Origin of the sequence: Nitrospira sp. MA-1, assembly GCA_032139905.1 — a bacterium.
In the GTDB taxonomy this organism is placed as follows: Bacteria; Nitrospirota; Nitrospiria; order Nitrospirales; family UBA8639; genus Nitrospira_E.
In genome coordinates this window covers 355659-377663 of record JAQJDB010000007.1, presented here as the reverse complement: position 1 = coordinate 377663, position 22005 = coordinate 355659, and the positions used below count along the sequence as shown (strand labels likewise).

24 protein-coding genes are annotated in these 22005 nt (G+C 46.5%); 9 read left to right on the top strand and 15 right to left on the bottom strand.

Annotation, left to right across the window (positions count from 1 at the left end; genetic code table 11):
- Positions 1-3 precede the first annotated feature (3 nt).
- From PJI16_14470 to PJI16_14430, 9 genes are all read right to left on the bottom strand, one after another.
- Positions 4-519, bottom strand: coding sequence for a response regulator (locus PJI16_14470; GenBank protein ID MDT3778767.1), 516 nt, complete (start codon positions 517-519; stop codon positions 4-6).
- A 148-nt stretch (positions 520-667) separates the two neighbouring features.
- Positions 668-832: a DUF1328 domain-containing protein gene (locus tag PJI16_14465; protein ID MDT3778766.1), complete on the bottom strand. Its 165-nt coding sequence runs from the start codon at positions 830-832 to the stop codon at positions 668-670.
- Positions 833-923: 91 nt separating this feature from the next.
- Entirely contained in the window at positions 924-1316 is a 393-nt protein-coding gene (locus tag PJI16_14460) for a hypothetical protein (protein ID MDT3778765.1), read from the bottom strand.
- 422 nt (positions 1317-1738) lie between these two features.
- A complete protein-coding gene (locus tag PJI16_14455; GenBank protein ID MDT3778764.1) occupies positions 1739-1921 on the bottom strand; it encodes a hypothetical protein in 183 nt (60 codons plus the stop codon).
- Positions 1922-1954: 33 nt separating this feature from the next.
- Complete coding sequence (locus PJI16_14450) at positions 1955-2566, bottom strand: hypothetical protein (GenBank protein ID MDT3778763.1); 612 nt, start codon at positions 2564-2566, stop codon at positions 1955-1957.
- A 183-nt stretch (positions 2567-2749) separates the two neighbouring features.
- A complete protein-coding gene (locus tag PJI16_14445; protein MDT3778762.1) occupies positions 2750-3523 on the bottom strand; it encodes a PRC-barrel domain-containing protein in 774 nt (257 codons plus the stop codon).
- Positions 3524-3870: 347 nt separating this feature from the next.
- Positions 3871-5247, bottom strand: a complete 1377-nt coding sequence (locus PJI16_14440) for a DUF2254 domain-containing protein (protein ID MDT3778761.1) — start codon at positions 5245-5247, stop codon at positions 3871-3873.
- A gap of 87 nt (positions 5248-5334) precedes the next feature.
- The gene (locus PJI16_14435) at positions 5335-6483 is read right to left on the bottom strand and encodes an AI-2E family transporter (protein MDT3778760.1); all 1149 of its coding nucleotides are present in this window, start codon (positions 6481-6483) and stop codon (positions 5335-5337) included.
- Positions 6484-6630: 147 nt separating this feature from the next.
- Positions 6631-7269: a cyclase family protein gene (locus tag PJI16_14430; protein MDT3778759.1), complete on the bottom strand. Its 639-nt coding sequence runs from the start codon at positions 7267-7269 to the stop codon at positions 6631-6633.
- 296 nt (positions 7270-7565) lie between these two features.
- On the opposite strand from PJI16_14430, the gene PJI16_14425 reads away from it, so the two are divergent.
- From PJI16_14425 to PJI16_14415, 3 genes are all read left to right on the top strand, one after another.
- The gene (locus tag PJI16_14425) at positions 7566-8171 is read left to right on the top strand and encodes an NAD(P)H-dependent oxidoreductase (GenBank protein MDT3778758.1); all 606 of its coding nucleotides are present in this window, start codon (positions 7566-7568) and stop codon (positions 8169-8171) included.
- Positions 8172-8272: 101 nt separating this feature from the next.
- On the top strand, positions 8273-9619 hold the full coding sequence (locus PJI16_14420; GenBank protein MDT3778757.1) for a cytochrome ubiquinol oxidase subunit I: 1347 nt from the start codon (positions 8273-8275) through the stop codon (positions 9617-9619).
- Complete coding sequence (locus PJI16_14415) at positions 9606-10628, top strand: cytochrome d ubiquinol oxidase subunit II (GenBank protein MDT3778756.1); 1023 nt, start codon at positions 9606-9608, stop codon at positions 10626-10628. Before PJI16_14420 ends, PJI16_14415 begins: the two co-directional genes overlap by 14 nt.
- Positions 10629-10702: 74 nt before the next feature.
- Here PJI16_14415 and PJI16_14410 read toward each other — a convergent pair whose 3' ends face one another.
- Both PJI16_14410 and PJI16_14405 read right to left on the bottom strand, forming a co-directional pair.
- The gene (locus tag PJI16_14410; protein ID MDT3778755.1) at positions 10703-11092 is read right to left on the bottom strand and encodes a hypothetical protein; all 390 of its coding nucleotides are present in this window, start codon (positions 11090-11092) and stop codon (positions 10703-10705) included.
- A gap of 70 nt (positions 11093-11162) precedes the next feature.
- Positions 11163-11594 (bottom strand): response regulator, encoded by a 432-nt coding sequence (locus PJI16_14405; protein MDT3778754.1) that lies wholly within the window; start codon positions 11592-11594, stop codon positions 11163-11165.
- A 306-nt stretch (positions 11595-11900) separates the two neighbouring features.
- Here PJI16_14405 and PJI16_14400 point away from each other — a divergent pair, with 306 nt between their 5' ends.
- From PJI16_14400 to PJI16_14390, 3 genes are all read left to right on the top strand, one after another.
- Entirely contained in the window at positions 11901-12344 is a 444-nt protein-coding gene (locus PJI16_14400; GenBank protein ID MDT3778753.1) for a PRC-barrel domain-containing protein, read from the top strand.
- A gap of 290 nt (positions 12345-12634) precedes the next feature.
- Complete coding sequence (locus PJI16_14395; GenBank protein MDT3778752.1) at positions 12635-13081, top strand: CreA family protein; 447 nt, start codon at positions 12635-12637, stop codon at positions 13079-13081.
- A gap of 506 nt (positions 13082-13587) precedes the next feature.
- Positions 13588-14007, top strand: coding sequence for a hypothetical protein (locus tag PJI16_14390; protein ID MDT3778751.1), 420 nt, complete (start codon positions 13588-13590; stop codon positions 14005-14007).
- 98 nt (positions 14008-14105) lie between these two features.
- On the opposite strand, the gene PJI16_14385 is transcribed toward PJI16_14390, so the two are convergent.
- From PJI16_14385 to PJI16_14370, 4 genes are all read right to left on the bottom strand, one after another.
- Positions 14106-14336: a CsbD family protein gene (locus tag PJI16_14385; protein ID MDT3778750.1), complete on the bottom strand. Its 231-nt coding sequence runs from the start codon at positions 14334-14336 to the stop codon at positions 14106-14108.
- 327 nt (positions 14337-14663) lie between these two features.
- Positions 14664-14873, bottom strand: a complete 210-nt coding sequence (locus PJI16_14380) for a CsbD family protein (GenBank protein MDT3778749.1) — start codon at positions 14871-14873, stop codon at positions 14664-14666.
- A gap of 435 nt (positions 14874-15308) precedes the next feature.
- A complete protein-coding gene (locus PJI16_14375) occupies positions 15309-15440 on the bottom strand; it encodes an entericidin A/B family lipoprotein (GenBank protein MDT3778748.1) in 132 nt (43 codons plus the stop codon).
- Between the two features lie 171 nt (positions 15441-15611).
- Complete coding sequence (locus tag PJI16_14370; protein ID MDT3778747.1) at positions 15612-17192, bottom strand: DUF748 domain-containing protein; 1581 nt, start codon at positions 17190-17192, stop codon at positions 15612-15614.
- 733 nt (positions 17193-17925) lie between these two features.
- Here PJI16_14370 and nhaA point away from each other — a divergent pair.
- The 3 genes from nhaA to PJI16_14355 all read left to right on the top strand — a co-directional run bounded on the left by nhaA (position 17926) and on the right by PJI16_14355 (position 21961).
- Positions 17926-19308, top strand: a complete 1383-nt coding sequence (gene nhaA / locus PJI16_14365) for a Na+/H+ antiporter NhaA (GenBank protein MDT3778746.1) — start codon at positions 17926-17928, stop codon at positions 19306-19308.
- Positions 19309-19454: 146 nt separating this feature from the next.
- Entirely contained in the window at positions 19455-20294 is an 840-nt protein-coding gene (locus PJI16_14360) for a hypothetical protein (GenBank protein ID MDT3778745.1), read from the top strand.
- A gap of 863 nt (positions 20295-21157) precedes the next feature.
- Positions 21158-21961: an SDR family NAD(P)-dependent oxidoreductase gene (locus PJI16_14355; GenBank protein ID MDT3778744.1), complete on the top strand. Its 804-nt coding sequence runs from the start codon at positions 21158-21160 to the stop codon at positions 21959-21961.
- The last annotated feature ends 44 nt before the right edge of the window (positions 21962-22005 follow it).

Sequence of the window (22005 nt, the reverse complement as noted above, 5' to 3'; positions counted from 1 at the left end):
TGTTTATGGTTGTTGGGGACCATTCGATGGTGCTCTCCCGTCTGTTGGATTTTTCAATATTTCCTTCTTTGCCTTAAACCAGTCCTCCCAGTCTTTTCCATGTTGACCTAATCGCTTATTGTAATGGTCATAGGCTTTTTTGGAAATTTCCTCACGGAACATGACCCGGATAATACTTTCCAGTTGATCCATCAAGGAAGGAATAGGATCCGTTGGAGATTTCCTCATGACCTGATCAACCTTCTGTTGATGGATATCCACCGTGAGGGGCCGATTGGAGGGTCCACTGATCACGACAATTTTCCCGGTATAACCGGTGCCACGCAGATCTTTTAGGACCGTTGGCCCATTGGGATCGGCGATAGACATATCCAGGACAATGACGTCCGGGGCATGTTTTTCCACCAACGAAGGGACATCCTGTCTACGCTCGGGTATCGAAAGCTCATATTCCTTTTCTTGGAAATGGAGAACCATTGCCTTTCGAAATGTCTCGTCAGGGGTGATGATCATAATCATGATACATCCCTCGTCCCTCTTCAGGGTCTTTATTGAAATTCCATTGCGGGAATTTTTTATTCAATAACCACAGTCTCGTAAAGCCCAACCATGGTTCACCCTCCGCCGTTGAGCAACTGGGGGTTTCCTTCCCGTACAAAATACGGTGCTATGCCGGTGGTCTTTTGCCCGTAATAAAACTTAAAGCAAAAATAATTAAGAACACAACAAACAATACCCAGGCAATATTGGTCGCCGTACCCGCAACACCCGTTAACCCGACCACTCCTGCAATAAGAGCAATGATCAAAAATGTAATGGCCCAACTTAACATATGATTTCTCCTTTATTCCTTTTCCGAAGGGATAGAATAAATTATCCGCCACTAAGGAAACATTGATGTGCTCCTCGTAGACTGGTGATAACTACTGCTTTCCTTCGGTCCTGTTGAGTGGATGAAATTTTACGACTTTATTTTGAGCATTGACTTCAATCTTAACCCTGTCTCCAACTTCAAAATTTTCTTTCCCCTCGGAATTATTTAAATTCAGATACCGAGGGGACATCTCACCAGCCTCACCCGCATCAACCCGTACCGTATTTTCGTTCACTTCCTCCACCACTCCTTGAATAATTCGATGTCCTTCATCTAATTGACGGTCTTCCTGTATTTGAGTTGTCGTGGAGCGATTATGGTCAGGAGCATGACCTGTGAGATCGCTACCAACAGCGAAACCCGGAACCCCCATTAGGACAGCAAATGCCATGCTCATTTTTACATCCAGAAACCACTGCGTCTTGTGGTTGGGAGTAAACATGATCGCCTCCTTCATTGTAGATTTCCGCTGTATCCAAAAAACAACGACTAACGCTCGTTCTTTGAGCATTCGTGCCGTTATCCTCCGTGCCCACACCCGGAATGTCCGCACTGACATTTTCCGCCTTTGGAAGGTTGAGAAGAGGAGCAATTTTCGGAACAAAACTCCTTCCCTGGAGGGGCCTCGCATGAACAGGAAGGGTGAGCACATTTTTTTGCATTGGCAGTGGTCATCTTTTCTCCTTTCCGTCAGGGTAATAGAAAAAAAGAACCTGAATTTCGTTTATATCTGTCTCTACCGGGGACAATGACCGATTTCATAATTCAGTGTGGCAATTTCAAGACGTTTCGGACAATGGACAAAACTTCACTCAAATGAGAAAAAATGGAGACAATAGTTCCCCGTCTGTTCGAAGGAGATTTCTAATTGGCCGAATCCTGTATATCTTCTCCGGCCTGTTCCATCTTTTCTCCGGCTTGCTCCATTGATTCATCTACTCGTTCCCCTGCTCGTTCCGCAGGACCTTCTTGTTCACACCCCAGGGCACCGAATAGTGATCCAGAAAAGCACAGAACCAATAAAATTCTTTTTGCATAAGAAGTCATAAGTTTCCTTTCGTCCTATTGCATAGCATTTTTTCAGAGAGAATTCTGCGTATCTTCCGATAAAACCTTTTCCGCAACTTGACCGGTCTTCTGCTTCACATCCTCCACCGTCGATTCCACGCTGGATTTAACCGCCTTCATCACCCTGTCTCGCGAATCTCCCATCCATTGGACTTCTTTCCGACTCGCCGGTATGGCGGCTGCCACGGCCGTGCCTAGTGCCACCATCACTGCTCCCACTGCCAGCGGATTACTGTCCAAGAGGTGATTGAATTCTCCTCCTACCACAGCCTTTTTCTCTTGCAAATATCCCTTCACCTCTTCCATTTTTTGCCCGGCCCCCTCTTTCCATTCCTTAGCCTGTTGACTGGCTTGTTCTTTCAATTCATGAGCCTGGTGACTCGCCTCATCCTTCCACTCCGACACTTGACCTCGAACGGCATCCTTTGCTGTTCGGAATTTTTCCGTCACCTGTTCCTCCATTGAGAGTTGGAGTTCTTTTTCGCCGTTCCGCCAAGGATTGTTGTCACTCCGATGGCGTCTTTTTGTTTCGTGCGAGGGTACAGCCCCATCTTTGAACAACCAGAACAATCCCAATCCGATAAGTACGGTGGGCACAGGATTATTTGTTAATGTATTCAACATTGACTCCCTCCTTTAGTAAGTGCTCAAAACCCGATTAATGATAGAAAAGGTTCCCTCACAATAGAACGTCAGTCGTTCCTCTATCGGAATAATTTGTTGTCAAAAGGCATTCAATAAATTGTAAGGCGATGATGGTAGATGACCGGACCATGGCGCCTTTAAAACAGATTTTTTAATTGTCGACTATTTTTCAACCCAATCGTGGGGTTTACCATAAAAGTCATACATACGGACTTCATATTCTCTATTTATGGGTTTGCTTGGGTCATATTCAGGACTTTGTTCAATCAGGTCCCGGTTCATGCCTACCTGAACGGTTTGTTTATTCCAGTCGATAGAATTAACCCATTTTGGAGATATGAGAACCTTTTTCCCAGGCAACCAATTTTGAGTATCAATCACTAAATATCGGATTTCCCACGAGGTATCCTCGACAATAAAATCGTCCACATGACCGATCTCTCCATCCTGGGCACCGATGTAATATCCCTGCACCTCATTTGCGGACCGCAAATGGGGATTTCCATCCAATTTTCCGGGCGCCCTCATTCCATCAGTGAGCGACTGTTCCATAGCTTCCCCTCCTGGGACACTCATGGGGGTGAATCCGGCAGGCTGGATGAAACCATCCTCGTCCCAATATTCTCTCCATTTAAAAAACAGACGTAACTCCTTTTCTTTTTGAAGCGAAAAAGGCAGATCGGTTTCAATCCCCGGGCTATCTTCGATTTCTATGGAAGTCAGGGTCACGGGAATGACCTTTTCTTCCCATTCTGACCGTTCAAGGGCTTCCCGTCCGATAAGTACCTTTCTTCCGGGAAGCCAGTTTCCTGTATCTGCCACGAGATAACGGGTTCTCCACAACCGGTCATCAAAATAAAAATCGTCCACGCTCCCAAGGTCTTTATCAATGGCTCGCAATTGATAGCCTCGCATTTCCAACAACGTTTTCAACATAGTCTTCCTTTTACGTTCATGTTTACCAAAAAATGGATCTAGTCCCCTGAGTTCGATAAAGATTAAGTGGAGGGGCCTGTATCATTCATTAACCACTTTCTGAAGTTTCCAGGACAATGTACAAAATTTTTATTGCCAACCTTGAAAAGTCAAAAAACTGCCTCGGAACGGGCATGAACAGTAAAATAAAGGTCTGTGGGGTAAAGGCGGGGAAGTTCCCGGTCAATCATTCAAGCTTTACAGGGAAACCATGCGTAGAAATCCGAAAGTCTTAAGCGACGAATTATGAACCGGAGGGCTAACATGGGCCAAATCAATGGTCCCAGGAGCAGGAGTGAAAGACACAGTTAGGGAAGGATATGCAACAATTTGTCCATCAAAAAAGAACTCCGGCTTTCTCCCATACTTAAAGAAGCCATGACCTGGCGGCACCGATCCTCCACAGCCTCTAAGTCATTTTTTTCCTGGATGGATTCCCGGCTCCCTCTTTGGACCATTTCGACATGACGAAGGATTGCCACACGATCCTCATTTCGTTCCGCGGTTTCACCTATTCGTCCCAAACCGTCCAACAAGCAGATGGTCACCGCCACATTGCCTTTTCCGTTTTGTCGGATTTGATTAAAAGCCGCATTCATGACGCCTTCAAAGGTGACAGACGGAGCAATCACACGAAGAACTCCCTCAGAGTCGTACCGGAAAGGAGATGGAAACTTTCTTTGCCCAAGCTGGCATAAAATCGCGCTAAGATGATCAATACAATGGACGCAAGTGAACGGGTCGTTTATTCCAGGTGAAAGTGCCCGCACGGCCACTTCAACAAGTTGAAGTACGGAAAACTCAATATCCTGTTCCTGGGTTCGGTTGGATCCACAGATCATTTGCTTGTTAATCTGTGGGGTTACGACATCTGCCATCGGCCCAAGGGCCAGTACTTTGGCTAATGATGCTCCCTTGGTGATAAAGTGCCCCGGCCGATAATGAAGAAATATCACTAAATTCTGTTCACGAGCGATTTCCATAAGGGCATCATTTTCAATTGCCTGAAGGTAACCCCCAATGTCGGCCTTAATTTCCATTCCCTCTTTTTCTATCCTGGACAGGATAGAAGGAATACGGGTTTTGTTCGCCTCATTCTCATCGGCCAGTCCCAAACGCTCTGGAAAAAGCCTGGCCAGGTCTTCTTCCAATTCCCCATATACCGCAGCGATCAAATTGGGGGCTTGTATGGAAACAGCAATATGATGCATGAAATAAATCAATACCCCTAGGCTGCACACAGCCAAAATAAGGCCCGCCAACGTTCCCCAATATGGCGTAGAGCCATCAGGATCCACATGGATGGTTCGCAAGACGAGCAGACAATACAGGAAAGTCGCCACAAACGTTCCCAGAACTACTTGATTCCCTCGATCCCGCAAAAAATTTCCTAACAGACGTGGGCCGAATTGCCCCGAAGCCAGGGTGAGGGCCACAATCGTAATGGAAAACACGACGCCCGCTATAGTGATCATGGACCCGGCAATGGTCGAAAGGAGAGTCATCGCTCCTTCAGGACCCATGTTGCTTAGCCATTGGAGAAAATCAATATTCCCGGGAGAAAAATATTTGTCAAAATACGGTACGACCAACGAGAGGAGAATAGCGGCAAGGGTCATACAAGTGGGTATGAGCCAGAGACTCGAACGGAGTTTATTCAACCAATTTAATACCCAAGCCGGCATGAGTTCCTTACCCTGTCGCGAGATCAATGAAATTCATCATCCCGCCATAATTCGAGTAGGCAGCAGTTTGCTCTAACTATTGTAAACTTAACGACTTAAAAATTCTCCGATGGAATGAAGCGGCTCAATTTGATCGCAAATAATTTTAAGGGATGCGACAAATGGTACCGCAAGCAGCGCCCCGACGACTCCCCATAACCAGCCCCAGAACAAGACACTGACCAAAATTATCACAGGATTTAATGTCAGTTTTCGTCCTAATAAATGGGGTGTGATAACACTTCCTTCAATAGCCGTCAGAAATAAATAGGTCCCGGACACCACAGCCACGACATTCATATGTTCAAATGTGAGGATCGCTGCCAACGTCACCGCTCCTAAACCAATAATGCTTCCAACATAAGGGATGAAATTCAGAATACCCGCCATGGCTCCCCACAAAAACGGGTTAGGCATGCCGAGCAGATACATGGCGAGACTTGTCGCCAGCGCAAGACCAACATTTACACTGGTCACCGTGACAAGGTAACTGGAAATATTTCCCTCTATTCCTCGGACAATTTCCACTGCACGTCGTTTATCCGAAAATCGTGGAAGAACTTTCACGAGTTTTTCCAGAAATAAATCACCGGACGCAAGGAAAAAATACAGTAGAATCATGGTTGAAACCAGCCCCAGAATAAATTCCGTGGTCCAATAGATCAATTGACCACCCAAACTTTCGGTTTTCACTTGAATATTCTGGGCTTTCCGGGATTCCGAAAGACTGGCCATATGTTCCAGTGCTTTGGTCGCCTCCCCCATTTCCAGGACTGAACTTTTGATGGACCGGATTTTATGCTCTACCTGTTGTAAGGCATCCGGGGCACGGTCCAGCCAGAGAGAAGCGGGAGTCGACAGCTGAATAATTCCAAACGTCAGGGTGCTGATTAAAACGAGAAGAATCCCCCCAGCCGCAAACGGGGCGGGAATATGTATTTTTTCACCCCCCCGGACAAGAGGAGCAAACAAAAGATTCAGAAATAAAGCCACGAATACAGGAAGCATGATGGCCTTGGCCACATACATCACCATGAGTGAGGCATAGACAAACAGTCCTGTAAGGGCAATGGACCGGATATTGATCGGTCCCTGAAATAATGGAGAGAGATAACCAGCTTCGATTTCGGATGAAGGAAGTGGAGAGGAAGCCTTACGTTCGAATTCTGAGAATTCCTTCTGATGGATTTCAGGCATCGGAGGGAGCCATGTTCGGCAAAAGAGGTGGGGGCACCGAACTTAAGCATGGGTCACAGGAACCATCAATAAACCTCCTGATCATTTCGTTCTTGAGGATTGGATAACTATTCATCGGCATGAGCGACCTATTACTTTCCCTTCCCACTACCGGACCGGTTGGAGAATGGCCCTTGCCGGAGCACCATCTCCATTCGGAATTTTTAAGGGTAAACAGATGAGCATATACTCACCCGGTTTCACTCGAGAAAATTCGAGTCCTTCAATAATGACAATCCCGGCTTGGATTAGCATGCGAACAATCTCTTTCCCATTTTGGTGTTTCCCTCCAATAAACAGCGCATCAATTCCGACGGTGCTCACCCGCCGTTCAGCAAGCCATGCCGCGGCAGTTCGGTCAAGAAAGATTGTATCTTCAGGGGGGTGTTCCGAGTACCAGTCAGAGGCGGAATTGCGTGTTTTCAGAAGAATCCGATCATGCGAATAGATCCGGTGTTTTTTTAATTCTTCCGCTTTTACAGAATTCCTATCTTGGATCTCAATCACTTTGGCCAGGCCTATTGTTGCTGAAAATTCTGTTTGTTCATTATCTTGAAAAGATTTTTCACATTTCACCGGAGCGCCAATATGCGTTCCGGCATGGGAACTCATTGATATTTTTGAGACAGGAACCTTATCCCCATTTTTTCTGTCCGTCACCGGTTCCATCTGAAATGGTGGGTCTCCGGGTCTTTGAACCATTCCCGGATACAAAGGCATTGAGATATCGATCCATTTAGATATCATGACCCTCTCCACATTCCGACTTTCAATCGCTTCTCCTTTTGAACCGGGATTTAGGCCAGGCCAACTTTTGCCATGACGTCTTTCCGGAACCCGGCAATCGGATGACACGATTGACAGATTATGGGTACTTCCTTCCTTCGCTCAATGGATCTTTTTTAAAGGCTCACTTGCGATTTGTCTACACCCTGTGGTCGAACACACGGTTTAAACTGTCAACACTGAAAATTCTACTTTGGGATAATCTGTTCATCCAGAAATCATTCGATATAAATGGTTGGATTAAGAGAAAATTCTCCATGCCACTGAATTTGGCTATAATTTATGGATCAGTGAGAACCGACCGGCAGGGTATCAAGGCCGCCAGGTTTATGCTGAACACCTGCCAAACACGTGGGCATACGGCGTCGCTCATCGATCCTCTTCTCTTTCCTCTCCCGTTGTTGGATAAAATGTACAAAGAGTATCAGCCGGGTCAGGCGCCTCACCTCCTCCAACTTGTGGCTGATCTGATTATTCCGGCTGACGGTTATATTATTGTGTCGGGCGAATATAATCATACCATTCCTCCTGTCCTCTCGAACGTATTAGACCATTTTCTTGAGGAATACTTTCGAAAACCTTCCGCCATCGTGTGTTATTCAGCAGGTGGGTTCGGCGGCGTTCGTGCGGCAATGACCCTCAGGGCCATGTTGGCTGAACTGGGAATGTCGAGTATTCCCTCTCTGTTCCCCATCCCCCATGTTCAGGACGCCTTTCAGGAAGATGGCACGCCTGCTGATCAAAAATTCCATCACAAAGCCCGGGAGTTTTTTGAAGAACTGGAATGGTATGCGTATGCCCTTAAACAGGCCAGGGCCCATCATTGCCCTCGAAGGGAGAGTTCAGCCCAATCCCTTACCTGACCGTCTTCAGGACTGATCGGACATCGCATTTTTCAAAACTTTTTAACCAGGACGAAATTGAAGAGACGACTCTGTATCATACTGAGGAGCGGGCGCCTAAGATGATTGAAAACCTTCTGGCTGCGCGTCTCCAAATGGCGATTTCCCTTGGTTTTCATATCATATTCGCCGTGGCAGGCATGGCCATGCCACTACTCATGGTCATTGCAGAATGGCGTTATATTCGCACCGGCAATGAAATCTTTCGTGAATTGGCCACACGATGGGCAAAGGGAACCGCCATTCTTTTTGCCATTGGCGCCGTATCCGGCACGGTGCTTTCCTTTGAACTCGGACTGTTATGGCCGACATTTATGGCTTGGGCCGGGCCGATTATCGGACTCTTGTTTTCCTTAGAAGGGTTTGCTTTTTTCACGGAAGCTATCTTTTTGGGAATTTATCTCTATGGGTGGAAGAAGATTCCGGCTTATCTGCATTTGATGTCCGGAGTGATCGTGACGGTGAGTGGTGTTCTATCCGCTTTTTTTGTCGTGCTGGCCAATGGTTGGATGAACCACCCTGTCGGGTTTCAGCTACTCGATGGACAGCCTACCCAGATTGCCCCGCTTGCCACCTTTACCAATCCGATCGGGCTACATGAATCGCATCACATGATTCTGGCGGCATTTGTGGCAATCGGGTTCCTTGTGGCGGGTGTGCATGCTTTTTTCTTACTTCGGCAACCGGAAAATCCCTTTCACCAGGAGGCGCTCCGAATTGCCTTGATGACAGGGGGAGTGGCGGCCATCTTTCAACCTCTGAGTGGAGACTTGCTCGCCCGCGCAGTGGCCACCTACAGCCCGATTAAACTGGCGGCGCTCGAAGGACATTTTCATACCACCTCCGGCGCTTCCCTTTGGATTGGAGGCATTCCCGATGGCTCCACCGCAACGATTTCATATGGAATTGAAATTCCTTATGCGCTCAGCCTCTTACTTCATGGGGATCCTATGGCAACTGTCACAGGATTGTTGGATTTTCCTCGCCAGGATTGGCCTCCGCTCGTAGTGGTCCATCTCGCATTCCAAATCATGATCGCCTCTGGATTTATCCTCATGGCCATGAGTGTGGGGGGATTCTGCAAGATATGGAAACAGAAATTTCTATGGAAATCCCGTTGGTTTCTTCGATGCCTAGTGGGTTGCGCTCCTTTAGGGTTAATCGCCATCGAATCCGGTTGGGTGGTGACGGAAGTCGGTCGGCAGCCTTGGATCATCGTAGGAATTATGCGCACCACTGATGCCGTTACCCCGATGACCGGCCTGACCGTTTCGCTTATCTTTTTTACCCTGCTATATCTGGGATTGGCTGGAATTGTTCTGTGGCTTTTACATCGCCATCTTACGGTATTTCCACAGATTGGAGAACCGGATGGTCCATCTTCAAGGAAGACTCATGCCAGGGCTTGAGGAAATTATCGCCGGGTGCATTGTCATATCGCTCACCTTGTATGCCCTGTTGGGCGGAGCAGATTATGGAGCCGGCATTTGGTATCTCCTAGCCAGAGGGCCGGAGGCGCAAACGCAACGTCACTTGATTTCTACTGCTATAGGGCCCATTTGGGAAGCGAACCACGTATGGTTGATCCTGGTCATCACGCTTCTCTTTTCAGCCTTTCCCCTTGCCTATGCCAGAATATCGACCGTACTCCACATTCCCTTGACCTTGCTCCTCACCGGTATCGTGTTTCGAGGATCTGCCTTTGCCTTCCGTAGTTATGATGTCCAGCAGTCTCCGCTCCATCGATTCTGGGGAACGCTCTTCGGGCTCTCCAGTCTGATCACGGCGATGTTCTTAGGCATTATTCTTGGCACGCTAACCTCCAGCTACCTGCAGAACGTTCAAGGAGGATTCGTTGACGTGTTTGTGCTCCCATGGATTCAACCTTTCCCGTTGGCAGTGGGAATCTGGACGATCACGCTTTTTGCATTTTTGGCATCAACCTACTTAATCCATGAAACCCCGTTACCGGCTCTCAGAGGTCTGTATCGCCGAAAAGCTCTGTGGTCGCTTGCGGACTTCAGCCATAATGGCTATCCTGACCCTCCTCCTCACGAAAAATTACGCTTCAGAAATCAGCCAAGGATTGCTACAAAGTCCAAACGGATGGGTATTTCTCATTCTGGCTTTATTAGGGATGCTGGCAAGTATAATTGGGCTGTGGACCAAACGATTTCACCTCGCCCGGATATCAGCCGTCGGGTATGTCACCGCTATTATCTGGGGATGGGGATTTGGTCAATATCCATATCTCATAAAACCCGATTTAACCATTTTCAACACCACGGCCCCGGCTTCAACGCTGGAATTGCTTCTCTTCGCATTGGTGGCAGGAATGATTGTGGTCTTACCCTCACTTCTGTACCTTTTTCGTGTGTTCAAAAAAATCCAGGTGTGAATCAGCCTATTCAATCGTGACCGACAGGAACATCACGGAGGCCCAGCCGCCCTCAATGAAACAACGTGTTTCGGGCTCAGGTTCTTCTAGGGATTTATCCCATGAGCGGGGGATCTTCCTTATCTTCTCCCGTTAACACTTCCGCTTCCGCTTCCTCCATGCCTTCCATTTCACTAACCATTCCCAACAACACTTGTCGTCTCTGCTGTAGAGACTTTTGCAAAAGGTCACGGGAGGTCGGTTCTTGAGCGGACTCAGGAAGATTGACCAAAGCTTCTGCCTCTGCCATGGTGGCAAAACTATAGGCGGCCATTTTGGTATCTCTTCCATCCACACGCTTCAAAATTTTTTCAGTCTCACGATCAAAATTGTCCAATTCTTTGGCATCAACCTCGGTCTGACTGAGATTCTCTAGCTTTTCCAGTTGCTGTTTCAATTGATCTACACGGGAAAATGCCGAAAATGATGCATTGGTGTTTGGCATAACAATTTCCTCCTTGGGATTACCCCGAATTTTTCAGCATGAATATTTTCAAACTTTTCAGTCCTAGGGTCTATAAAAAGGTTGCCTTTTGGCCGGAATCCCTCATCACTTCAGATCTGCTTGACGAGGAACGCCATAGATCCGCATTCAAATGTTCTTGGGCAATCCTGATAGCGCCCATTATGCGACTGGCCGCCAGAGGGCGACCGGCTGTCTGAATAGCACCGAAACGGGAGATTTCAGGGGTAAACGGGGCAGAAGATTCACCTCCTAAAACTATAGTCTGGCCTTTATATTCCTGGGCTTTAAGATCCTTCAAAATTTCCAGAGCATTAATATGCGGGCTATTACCATCCAGAATAATGATATCGGGAGAACTTTCCCGAATGCCCATCCACAATTCCTCCGATTGGGAAATTACCCTCGTCTTTTTACCCATTTTCCGCAAACGCTCTGCAATGATTTCTGAAATTTTTTGATCTTCTATCACAAGATAAATCATGTAGGCCCCCTCCACCATAGATAGAATCAGGCTGGTAACTTTTAGCGGATTCCTAGGGGATCGGCCACTATCAAAAACCCTTGAATGGGTAACTTATTAAATCTTCCCTGGGCTTTATCCTATCCCTGCGTACCCGAGGAAATACCTCAAGATTGAGGAGCGGACAACGTCCTAATAGACCGCCCTATTTCATCTATGTTAGAGAATCATTTATGGCTCTTTATTGAAGGGGGCACGCTGCCGCCTGCATAAGAAGATTTCGATGCCCAATGGCCCAGACGACACAAAAACAGAATGGAGGTCTGAATGCCGGTTTCGCTTCTATTTATTTTTTGGGGTTTTATCTTGCTCGTCGCACCCCTTTCCCAAGCTTTAGCTGCAAATTTAGACCAGGATTCCTACAAGGCCAGTGAGCAAGTTGGGAAATCCGTCAAAAATCTCCAAGGTGAAGACATTGGGCTGATTGAAGAACTGGTTATAGGGAGTGACGGAAAAGTCGGATATGCGGTTTTATCCTTTGGAGGATTTTTAGATATGGGGGACAAGCTCTTTGCCGTCCCATGGGCATCGCTTGCACATCCACCAGGCCAGGAACATTTGACTCTGGATATTCAATCGAAAAAATTAGAAACGGCGCCAGGCTTTAATAAAAATGATTGGCCCGACATGAAGGACGAAAAGTGGAAATTAATGATAGGGGAATTCTACTCAACGCCAGAGCCTTCCCCTCATAATACCAAGGCCCGGTAACACCTCTGGTAGTGATCGTCTCCATAGACGGAACGGGCATGGGCCATGAATAAGGAGCCGGAGTGGGCTTTCAGGGTAGATGAAGACGCCTCATTGAGGGCTGCAACCAAATCCACACCATAGCTCTCCTTATCAATAAAAAAACTGGAACTTCTCGATGAAGGTTTCAATGTTTTGGTTGTGTTGTTTATGGTCCCAAATAGCGTAGAGTGCAAATTCATACAAGTTGTCCTATCAACCATACAAATAACGCTCAGAGGAGATAGTAAATGAATCCCAATGTTGCATGGATGTCTTTGATCTTTTCTATATCACTGGTTTCTGGTGCCTATGCTGAGGAAATTGGAAGTGTGGATACCAAATTCAATTTTTTGGGCCCAGATCACAAAATTGTGATTGAAGCATTTGATGATCCAAAAATTGAAGGAGTCACCTGCCATCTGAGTCGCTCAAAAACAGGAGGGTTAAAGGGTATGGTTGGTGTCGCTGAGGACACTTCAGATGCGTCAATTGCCTGCAGGCAGGTCGGCCCCATTCACATTGTTGCTGAGCTTGAAGAGGGGGAAAAGGTGTTTCACGAGAGTCGCTCATTAATCTTTAAAAAATTGCAGGTGGTCAGATTTTTTGACAAGAAACGTCAAACCTTCATTTATCTCGTATACAGCGATAAAGTGATCGAAGGCTCACCAAAAAATTCCATATCGACGGTGCCGATCAGGTCTTGGTCGACCCCATAACAACGAGAGCTCAAGTAGAGATATTTCGGTCAAACCTCGACGCATCATTCATCATGTTTTGAATCCATTTTCATCACCACGATGGAATGGACCCGATGTGCTTTTAGTCCATCAATCCCTCATCCCCCGACAAACGGTTTATATCAGGTTTCACAAGATTTATTCGCCACAATCCCCCTCCCCCACGACGGCATCCACAATCGTGGATGTACCTTTTCAATTTGAATCAACCATAGAATTATTCCCGCCAAGCCCTTAACGTCAAAAACAAGCCAGGGTTTTGATGAGTTCCCAATATCTCCCCATGCCCTAAAATGAATTCTATTGAGAGGAAAAGGAAGAAAAGAAATATAATAGCGTTCTGTCCATAGCGATTGATCCGACAGAAGGCTCCACCGAATCATTTATTGTGAACAACACTTCAATTTTCTTTTTTTAAAATCATCATTTCAAGGAAGGACCGGGCTCGAACAGTAATTTTTTTAATTTCCAATAGGGGTGATCCCATGAAACATGACTCACGAACTCAACGATCAGTTTTCATAAGAACAGTTTGGATAATACCATTTTTACTTTCTGGAGTTATTGCGTGTCAGGAAGAACATGAACCCGTCAATACACCCCCTGCTCAATCAAATAATCTTCCGGGAACCGTGGCAAATGAACCGCCGATTGAATCCGACATGCCGACCGTTTCCCAACAGGAGGGACTCACACCCGGCATCCCAGGAAATATTACAGGTGAAGTGGTATCGATTGAAGAGAAAACCTATGTTATTAAAGACCAGGATGAAAGAGAAATTTCCGTTGAAGTGAACTCCATGACGCTGGTCGATGAGTCAATTACCGTTGGGGATCAAGCCGAAATTCGCTATTCGGCTGATAATCTACCCATAGCGATACGAAAAATGCCAAAACCGTTATAGGAGCTATGGATGGTGATAGACGGTTTGGAATATCGGCGAAATGGGAGATATCCCATTTCGCCGGAGGTAATTTTTCAAGGCAGGAAAATTCTTCTGTCTTAGTGTTGTCGATCCTGGGTCTTCTCATAAGGATGTTTTTCCATCCAGTCATCGACCCAAGCCTTCACTTCTTCTTTCCGGTCTCCATATCGTTCTTGAAGTTTTCCTTCGAAACGGTCGGTTCGGCCCTCAATCGCCAACAAATCATCCTCAGTAAACTCTCCCCAGTTTTCCTTGAGCGCCCCCTTTAACTGCTTCCAATTGCCATTAAATTGGTCCTCATTATACACCTTGTGGATGTACCCGTTTTGAACTCCTTCTTCTGCGGAGACAGAATAATTCATTCCGTTTGCCCCCCAAGCTGGAGCACTCATGAGAAGAACGGCCGCCACGGTTGAGGCAATTTTGTTTTTCAGTATATGTTGCGTGATGTTCATAATTGTACTCCTTCCTCCATGCATCTTGACTAAATCGTGTTGAAACAGAAGATTGTTAAGATAGATATTTGAGGCACTTCATATCACCCAAGACATACCTTACCCCAGGAGCGGAAGGTGAAATCTCCCGTCTCCTGGGGTAAAGGGTATCCTGATCTTACACCATGAGTGAAAATAGGATTAGCGAACTGTTTGGTTTTTCGCCTGCCAATCCTCAGTCCACTTATTCAATTCCTCTTTTTGATCTCCATATAATTCTTGGGCTCTTCCCTTAAATTTATCGTAATCTCCCTCGATTTGGGTCAATTCATCGTCCGTAAACTTTCCCCACTTTTTTTTCACCTCGCCTTTAAACTGGTTCCAATTTCCTTTGAATTGTTCTTTGTTCATTGTGTTCTCCTTGAAATGTTTTTGTAATTATGAAAATCTTTCAAATACCCGTTAAATCTTGTTTTCTTCGTCTGCTTATCCACCTCCTTTGATGGGATTCCTAAACGTTTTTAAATGTCATGTGGATGAATAACCCACTTCTTAATTACTTCGATACTATGTATTATCAAGACAAACCCCGCTTCACCAACGTATAAATTGGTTTTCTACTCACTCTTTTTTATCCAGATTTTCCTTTAGACTTAATACAGGGGCCATGCCGGTTCGTTTCCCGAATGTTGCTCAGGGAATATGTAAAGGTATCCCGGACAAATTCACAGGCCTGATTTACTCGGGGTGTTGGACGTTGGAGGGAAAAAGAATGAACAGAGAGAGGAAGACGGAATCCCCAAACCCGGATAAAGGAATTCCGCCTTATGTTATGTACACAGAGGATTAATCCGCTGCCTTCTCAATTTCTTCCCCGGCTTTTTGTACATCCTCGCCGGCTCCCTCCATAGTATTACATCCGGTCATCGCTAATAATGCGATCAAAAGCACTGCCCCCACATAATTTTTTTCGCTCATTTTTCCGCCTCCTTTGTGTTTAAAAAACCATGGGAAAGATATTCTTGTAACAGCGGGCGTGAGAATTGTTCTTCGCACCAACAAGACTCCCAGCCTCCTCTGGCATGGCCAATTCCAACGCATTTAAATTTCATACATGAGTGTTTCCAGCCCTGGCTTAGATAAATCGGCTTAATTACCATTCTTCTTGCCAGTGGTTTTTAAATTTTCGAAGGCCGGTTTCATGGCATCAACAAATGCATTCTTGAATAGATTCCATATAAGCTCCCATGTCCCTACCTTAATATTTTCTAAATTCCCGCTGATTTCTGTTTTCGTGGCCACCTGGTCTCTTGGAACATTTTCCAATAGAGAAGCAACCGCATTCACAACGCCCTCATAGGCCTTTTGAAAGATATTGTCGGTTTTGTCTTGTGAAAGATCGTAAATTTCAGGTTTATCGAAAAATGGCTTAATATACCCCTGGACCCGGCCACTATCAGTATGCAATTCAGAAACTAACGAAAATTCCCCGCTCTTCACATCGAAACCTCCATAGGCTTTCAATACATCGTTGAAAGTTGTCATTTCTGTTTTTTCAATTTTCACTTTTACATCAAAATCAGGATGTTGCACCTCCGGCCGGAATCCGCCTTCGATTGACGTCTTCCCCTTTCCCATAAATTTCCCGGAAAGTTTCAATTCTCCTTTCTGAGTGATCCTTGGAGACCCCACTCCAGTTACCTGAAGATCCACATGATTGAAAAAAATCTTATAGGGGGGATTTGTTGTCTGGTTCGTATAGCCAAATTCGCCATTTTTCACTAATGCCGAGTCAATCGCCACCTTGAAGGGGTCTTGGGATTTTTTTGAATCATCCGTGTCTTGCGTCGGGGACTCCTGCTTGGCCTTTTGTGCTTTCCTGGGAGAATGTTTCTCCACATAATTAATATCTGGATTTTCAATTTCCAACCTAACAATTTGAGCCATGTTTGCCCAAGGGGAATATTCGACATGTCCCTTTCCGTTCAGCGTTCCGGAATGTATTTCCACATTGACAAGTGAGGAAAATGGAATAAACGGCTGCAGCTGAAGATTTTTTAAATCGAAATCTACTGATATACCGGGAAACGGTTCGGCTAAGAAATTGGCTTTTCCCATGATATTCACAAAACCGGTCTGATTCAGGGATCCTTCCAAATGAATGCTGGATGGATACTCCCCTACTTGTGAGCGGACGTTCTGTATGTTTCCCACCTCCAGTAGGAGATTGGTCAGTTCAAGCGGAGGTTGATCAGGCTGATCCCGATATGAAAAGGAACTATCTTCAATTCGGAAAGTATTGATGGTGACGGGGTACATGGCATATAAGGCTTCTTGCCAACCTTTGTCTTCAACGCCCGTTTTATCCTTCACTTCTTTTTCGGCTTGAGTAAAAAGGAATTTTACTTCAGCATTTCTAATGACATGATCACTGACAATTCCCATTTTGATTAATTCTGTCCATTGAATACTGGCAGTCCAGGAGGGAATGATGAGAAGAGGTGGATCAGGATTGGCTTCCTGCCTTAAGGTTAAATTTTCAAAGTCGATCGAAAACCCCAATGGATGAAAATCCACTGCCTCTAATTGCACCGTATATCCTTCGAGGTTTTTATTGAGGTTTGTTTCGATATACCTTCGTAGAGGTTCATCGACAAAAAATGACGCCAAACACACCACCAGAATGGCAAATCCCAGCGTCCCTAATGAAATGATAAGGGTACGAATCATCCATGATTTGTTTTCCTGGGTTACCATGTGTGACTCCAGCCGTGGCCACCCCTTCCATGGGGGAACTTGCAGAATGAGAAAATATTTTTCAATCTATATGAAAAAAATACTGGCTTTTGCTGTTGATTAATCCTCTGACGATTCCGTTCACCCAAAAATATCTCCCGCCACTAAGGCGGGAGTTTCCGGGAACAATGAAGGCTTGAACTATTGAAGATGAACTGTCAGATCAGTATCAATTCGTTTAACCCGTCATAGACTGGCACCCACCAACAATCCCATCACCACAGCAAGGCCGAGAAAAGTTTGAATTGCCTTCAAAAAGGTTCGTCTCCCATAAGAATTGGGAAGTTGTTAAGAAAAATTCATTTCATTTTCTCTCCTATGGTCTAATTTCCTTTATCCTAATGGATGGGAGTGGATGGGCCTCAAGAGACAAAACAGACTCCTGTCTTTAACATTTGTCTTAGATTTCAAATTCTCTCCCATGTATCATCAATAACACTTCGTTTTTAGGAGTTCTTAATCGTCAGATTGTGCCATCCGGGTTGATTCCTGGCCCCACCAGCTTTTGGACGGCGCCACCCATAACAGCCGAATCGGTTCGACCTTCGCACTCAAAATTATGCAAGCATCTCTTAACAACTCTTCACTAACTGGCAGGCAGACAGGCATTCATCTCCTCCATGGGTGGATCCCGAACCTTACGTCATAATCCAAAATTTTCGAAATCATGGATCTTGTAAAAGAAGCGAAACAAACCGTGATAACCCGACCGATGGAACGGGTTATTTCGCCCTTTGAGGATTTCACCAAACTCAATGCTTCCGGTGGAATCGTTCTCTTGGTCTGTACTGCTATCGGATTGCTTTGGGCCAATTCGGCCTTTGGCGATCTCTATTCGAATTTTTGGGAACTCCCTTTTACCATTGGCATTGGCACCCATCTATTAGAGAAACCCCTAATACTGTGGATCAATGACGGCTTGATGGCCATTTTCTTTTTCGTCATCGGACTCGAAATCAAACGGGAAATATTGGTGGGGGAATTAACCGAACCTCGTCAAGCCATTCTTCCCATTGCGGCTGCTTTGGGGGGAATGGTGATTCCGGCATTCATATTTCTCCTGTTCAATTTCCAATCGCCCTACAGTTCCGGGTGGGGCATTCCCATGGCCACCGATATTGCTTTTGCCATTGGCCTACTGGGCCTATTGGGTTCAAGGATTCCCTTTTCCGCTAAAATTTTTCTGACTACCCTGGCTATCGTTGACGATCTTGGAGCCGTTCTGGTGATTGCGTTGTTTTATACGTCGGAAATCTCCTGGATCAGCCTTGGAACCGCCTGCGTATTCTTAGCCATACTCATGGGTGCCAACCGAATGGGCCTTCGCTCTCCCTTTATATATGGCCTATTCGGGATTGGCGGCCTGTGGTTGGCCTTTCTTTTTTCCGGCCTTCACCCAACGATTGCGGGAGTGCTTGCCGCCTTCACCATTCCGGCCACTTCCGCTATCACGAAAAAGGAATTTGCCCATAAAAGCGAAAAATTCAGTCAAGAATTCCGAAAAGCCGAAGTCTCGGGGGTTCCTGTGTTAGGGAATGAAGAACAGTCTGAGGCGATTAAGGCTCTCGAAACGGCTAAGGATTTAATTCAACCCCCACTCCAAAAACTCGAACATGCCTTATACCCGTGGGTCACGTTCGCTATCATGCCAATTTTTGCTTTGGCCAATGCAGGCGTGGTGATTGCCACGGACTTCTCCTCCCTTCTCAGCCATTCCGTCTCACTGGGAATCGGGCTGGGATTATTGCTGGGCAAGCCATTGGGAATATGTCTTGGAGCCTGGGTTGTCGTACAGTTTGGCAGTGCTGTTCTTCCATCCGATCTTGGCTGGCCACAAATCATCGGTTTGGGATTTATGGGAGGAATTGGATTTACCATGGCCATTTTCATTGCGACGTTGGCTTTCCAGGAACCCTCCGATTTACAAACAGCGAAATTGGCCATTTTAATCGCCTCCTGTCTCTCAGCCTGTATCGGCTTACTTCTTTTATCGAAATCCACCCGGACGCCAACTGAAAACGGACTTCATAGCGCAGAATCCCCGCATTGAGTTTTTCCAGCCCTTTTCCCACTTCATAGAAAATCTAGGAATATCAGACCCAGGGTTTTCCTCAGGTCTCCCCTGAAGAAAAATTGGATATATTTCAAATGTCTGAATCAAAACACTCAATGTTCAATTAGCCAAAGGAGTGCTCCATGTCTTTCACGACGGTATTTCAACACACATCAAAGTTTCCAACCGCACAGGGCGCCATCGGACGCTTAAAACTGTATGGAATGTGCTTGTTGACTGGATGTCTGATTTTTTCCGGTGTGGCGTTAGCCCATGAAGGAAAGGATGCGAAAGGAAGCGAAACCCTGTCCGGGGAACGAGTCATTAGTGGAACTGTCGAAGAAATCAGAGGGGAACAAGCCAAGGTAGATACCGGGGAAGCTCAACCTCGCTATCTACCCATGAATCTCCGTGAGGAGAAAGGGCTTCCCGCTTTAAAGAAGGGTGATCGGGTTGACATAACCGTTAACGATCAAAACCTCATTGTGGACGTTCATCTGGAAGGTGAAGAGTCCCAACACCGAACCGTACATGGGGTGTTGACTCAGCCACTGGCGACCGGACACGAAAAAGCTGTCATTCAGTCGAAGGAAGGTGAAGAGGAAACGCATCCTATCAGGCCATTGGCCAGGAGCAAAGTCGCATCCATCCCGGTTGGCGCGGAAGCTATATTCCTCATTGATGAAATGGATCAGATCGTTGACGTCACATTTGAGAATGCGGCAGAAGTGGAAAAAATCAAAAACCCTGAGAAAAAGAAATCTCCCCTGAAAGGAAATTTCAAACAGGTTTCAGGCATCCTGAAAGAACCACTGAAAGACAATAAGGTTTCCGTTCAACAGGATGGGAAAAAAGAACAACAGTATGAAGTGCGTTCCATCATTCAAGATAAGTTTAAAAATCTTTCTTCAGGACAAGAAGTCGTATTATTTGTTGATGAGGAAAATAAGGTCACCGATGTGTCTTTCATAGAGAAAGAGTAAAAGCCCCTCGCACTAACGGTGTAATCAAAAAATTGAGATGCCATAGGCATTTAGAATTTTACGGGAATGGACAAGAGGCAGATAAATTTCGAAGGGTCGGGAACACCGAACAACATGAGCCACCTGGGTGGATACCTTTCCACCCAGTGTGGACCCAACTCATTACACACGCGGGAAATGCGGCAGAAATTAATTCAGGATTCGGAGATGGAATGTTCCTTCGGGATGCCCAGGTATAACTAAGCATACCGTTCCAAGGAACTACCAACTAAGGCCTCTGACTCGTAAATCGATTACATCTGGCAAACCGCGATATACTGTCCCTAGGCATCGCGGCATGCCTTTGACGACCGACTCCCGATACCTTCGAATTAGGCGAACGATGAGCAAATCTTAAACGAATCCGAGGTCTGGTCTCGCAAGCAAACATTTCTTTTTCTGCTTCACTCATCCATACCACCGTGTGCCAATCCACGGTCCTTTTGTTATACCTGTTCCTGCTCCATCGAATTGCCCCACCACCTGCAGATCGCCCAACCGGACTGACGCTCAAGTAAGGGACCGCCCCTGTTTGAGCCCAGCGTGTTAGGCCGCTACAACGTACCCGGCGTCAGCCCGATTGAATGTGACCGACCTGGGTAAAAATGATTTGGGGTCCTTGCTGCAAACAAGGGGCAGGCCCTTCAAGACGCACCACAACAAGTAGCCCTTGGTCGTCTTTGAGGACCTACATCCCACCCGGCACCGTTGACATTTTATTTCTAGGAAATTAGCCTGCCCTTACCTTATCTCAGATCTCACACGAGTGTGAAAGATAAATCCTTCTTCAAACACCTATTATCCAACAAGGAACGAGGTGCCGGATGCAGTTTCTGAAATCGTTGTTCACGCTTGAAGGAAAGAATGCGATCGTCACAGGGGCTGCTTCGGGTTTGGGCCAACATGGCGCCAAAACGCTCGCGCGCGCAGGTGCCCGAGTCGCACTGTTCGACGTCAACCAGGATGGACTGGCTGAAACAGCCGCTAGGATTGAAGAGGTGGGTGGTCAATCGATAAGCCAGGTCGTCGATATCTCACAGACCAAGGCTGTCGACGCCGGCGTGGCGGAAGTGATCGAAGCGTTCGGCGATATCCACGTGTTAGTAAACTCGGCGGGAGTCGCTTTGTGGCGACAGGCTCTGGAAGTTTCCGAAGAAGAGTGGGACCTGCTGCTCAACGTCGATCTCAAAGGCACATGGCTAATGTGTCAGGCAGTGGCCAAGCACATGATCGCCAACGAGATTCCTGGTAGTCTGATCAACATCTCATCGGCCACTTCACACCGCCCTCAACCCAACCTGGTGCCATACGCCACCGCGAAGGCGGGAGTAAACCATCTCTCTCGAGCACTTGCCGCCGAGTTAGCGCCATACGGGATTCGAGTGAATTCGCTTGCTCCCGGTGGCATTATGACCAATATGGTCAGGGAGTTTCTGAAGACCCCAGATGGTAGGGCAGCGGTAGGATCGGTGCCACTGAAGCGTTTCGCGGAGGTCGAAGAATACAACGGCCCACTACTCCTACTGGCCTCCGATGCCTCAAGCTACATGACCGGGGCGGTCCTAATGGTCGACGGCGGCCTCGCATGCGCGGCGTTGCAATTCCCGGAGCACGATCAGTCGAACTGAGGGGATAGGCTCCTGATACCCTACCTTCAAACTTTCACCAACAT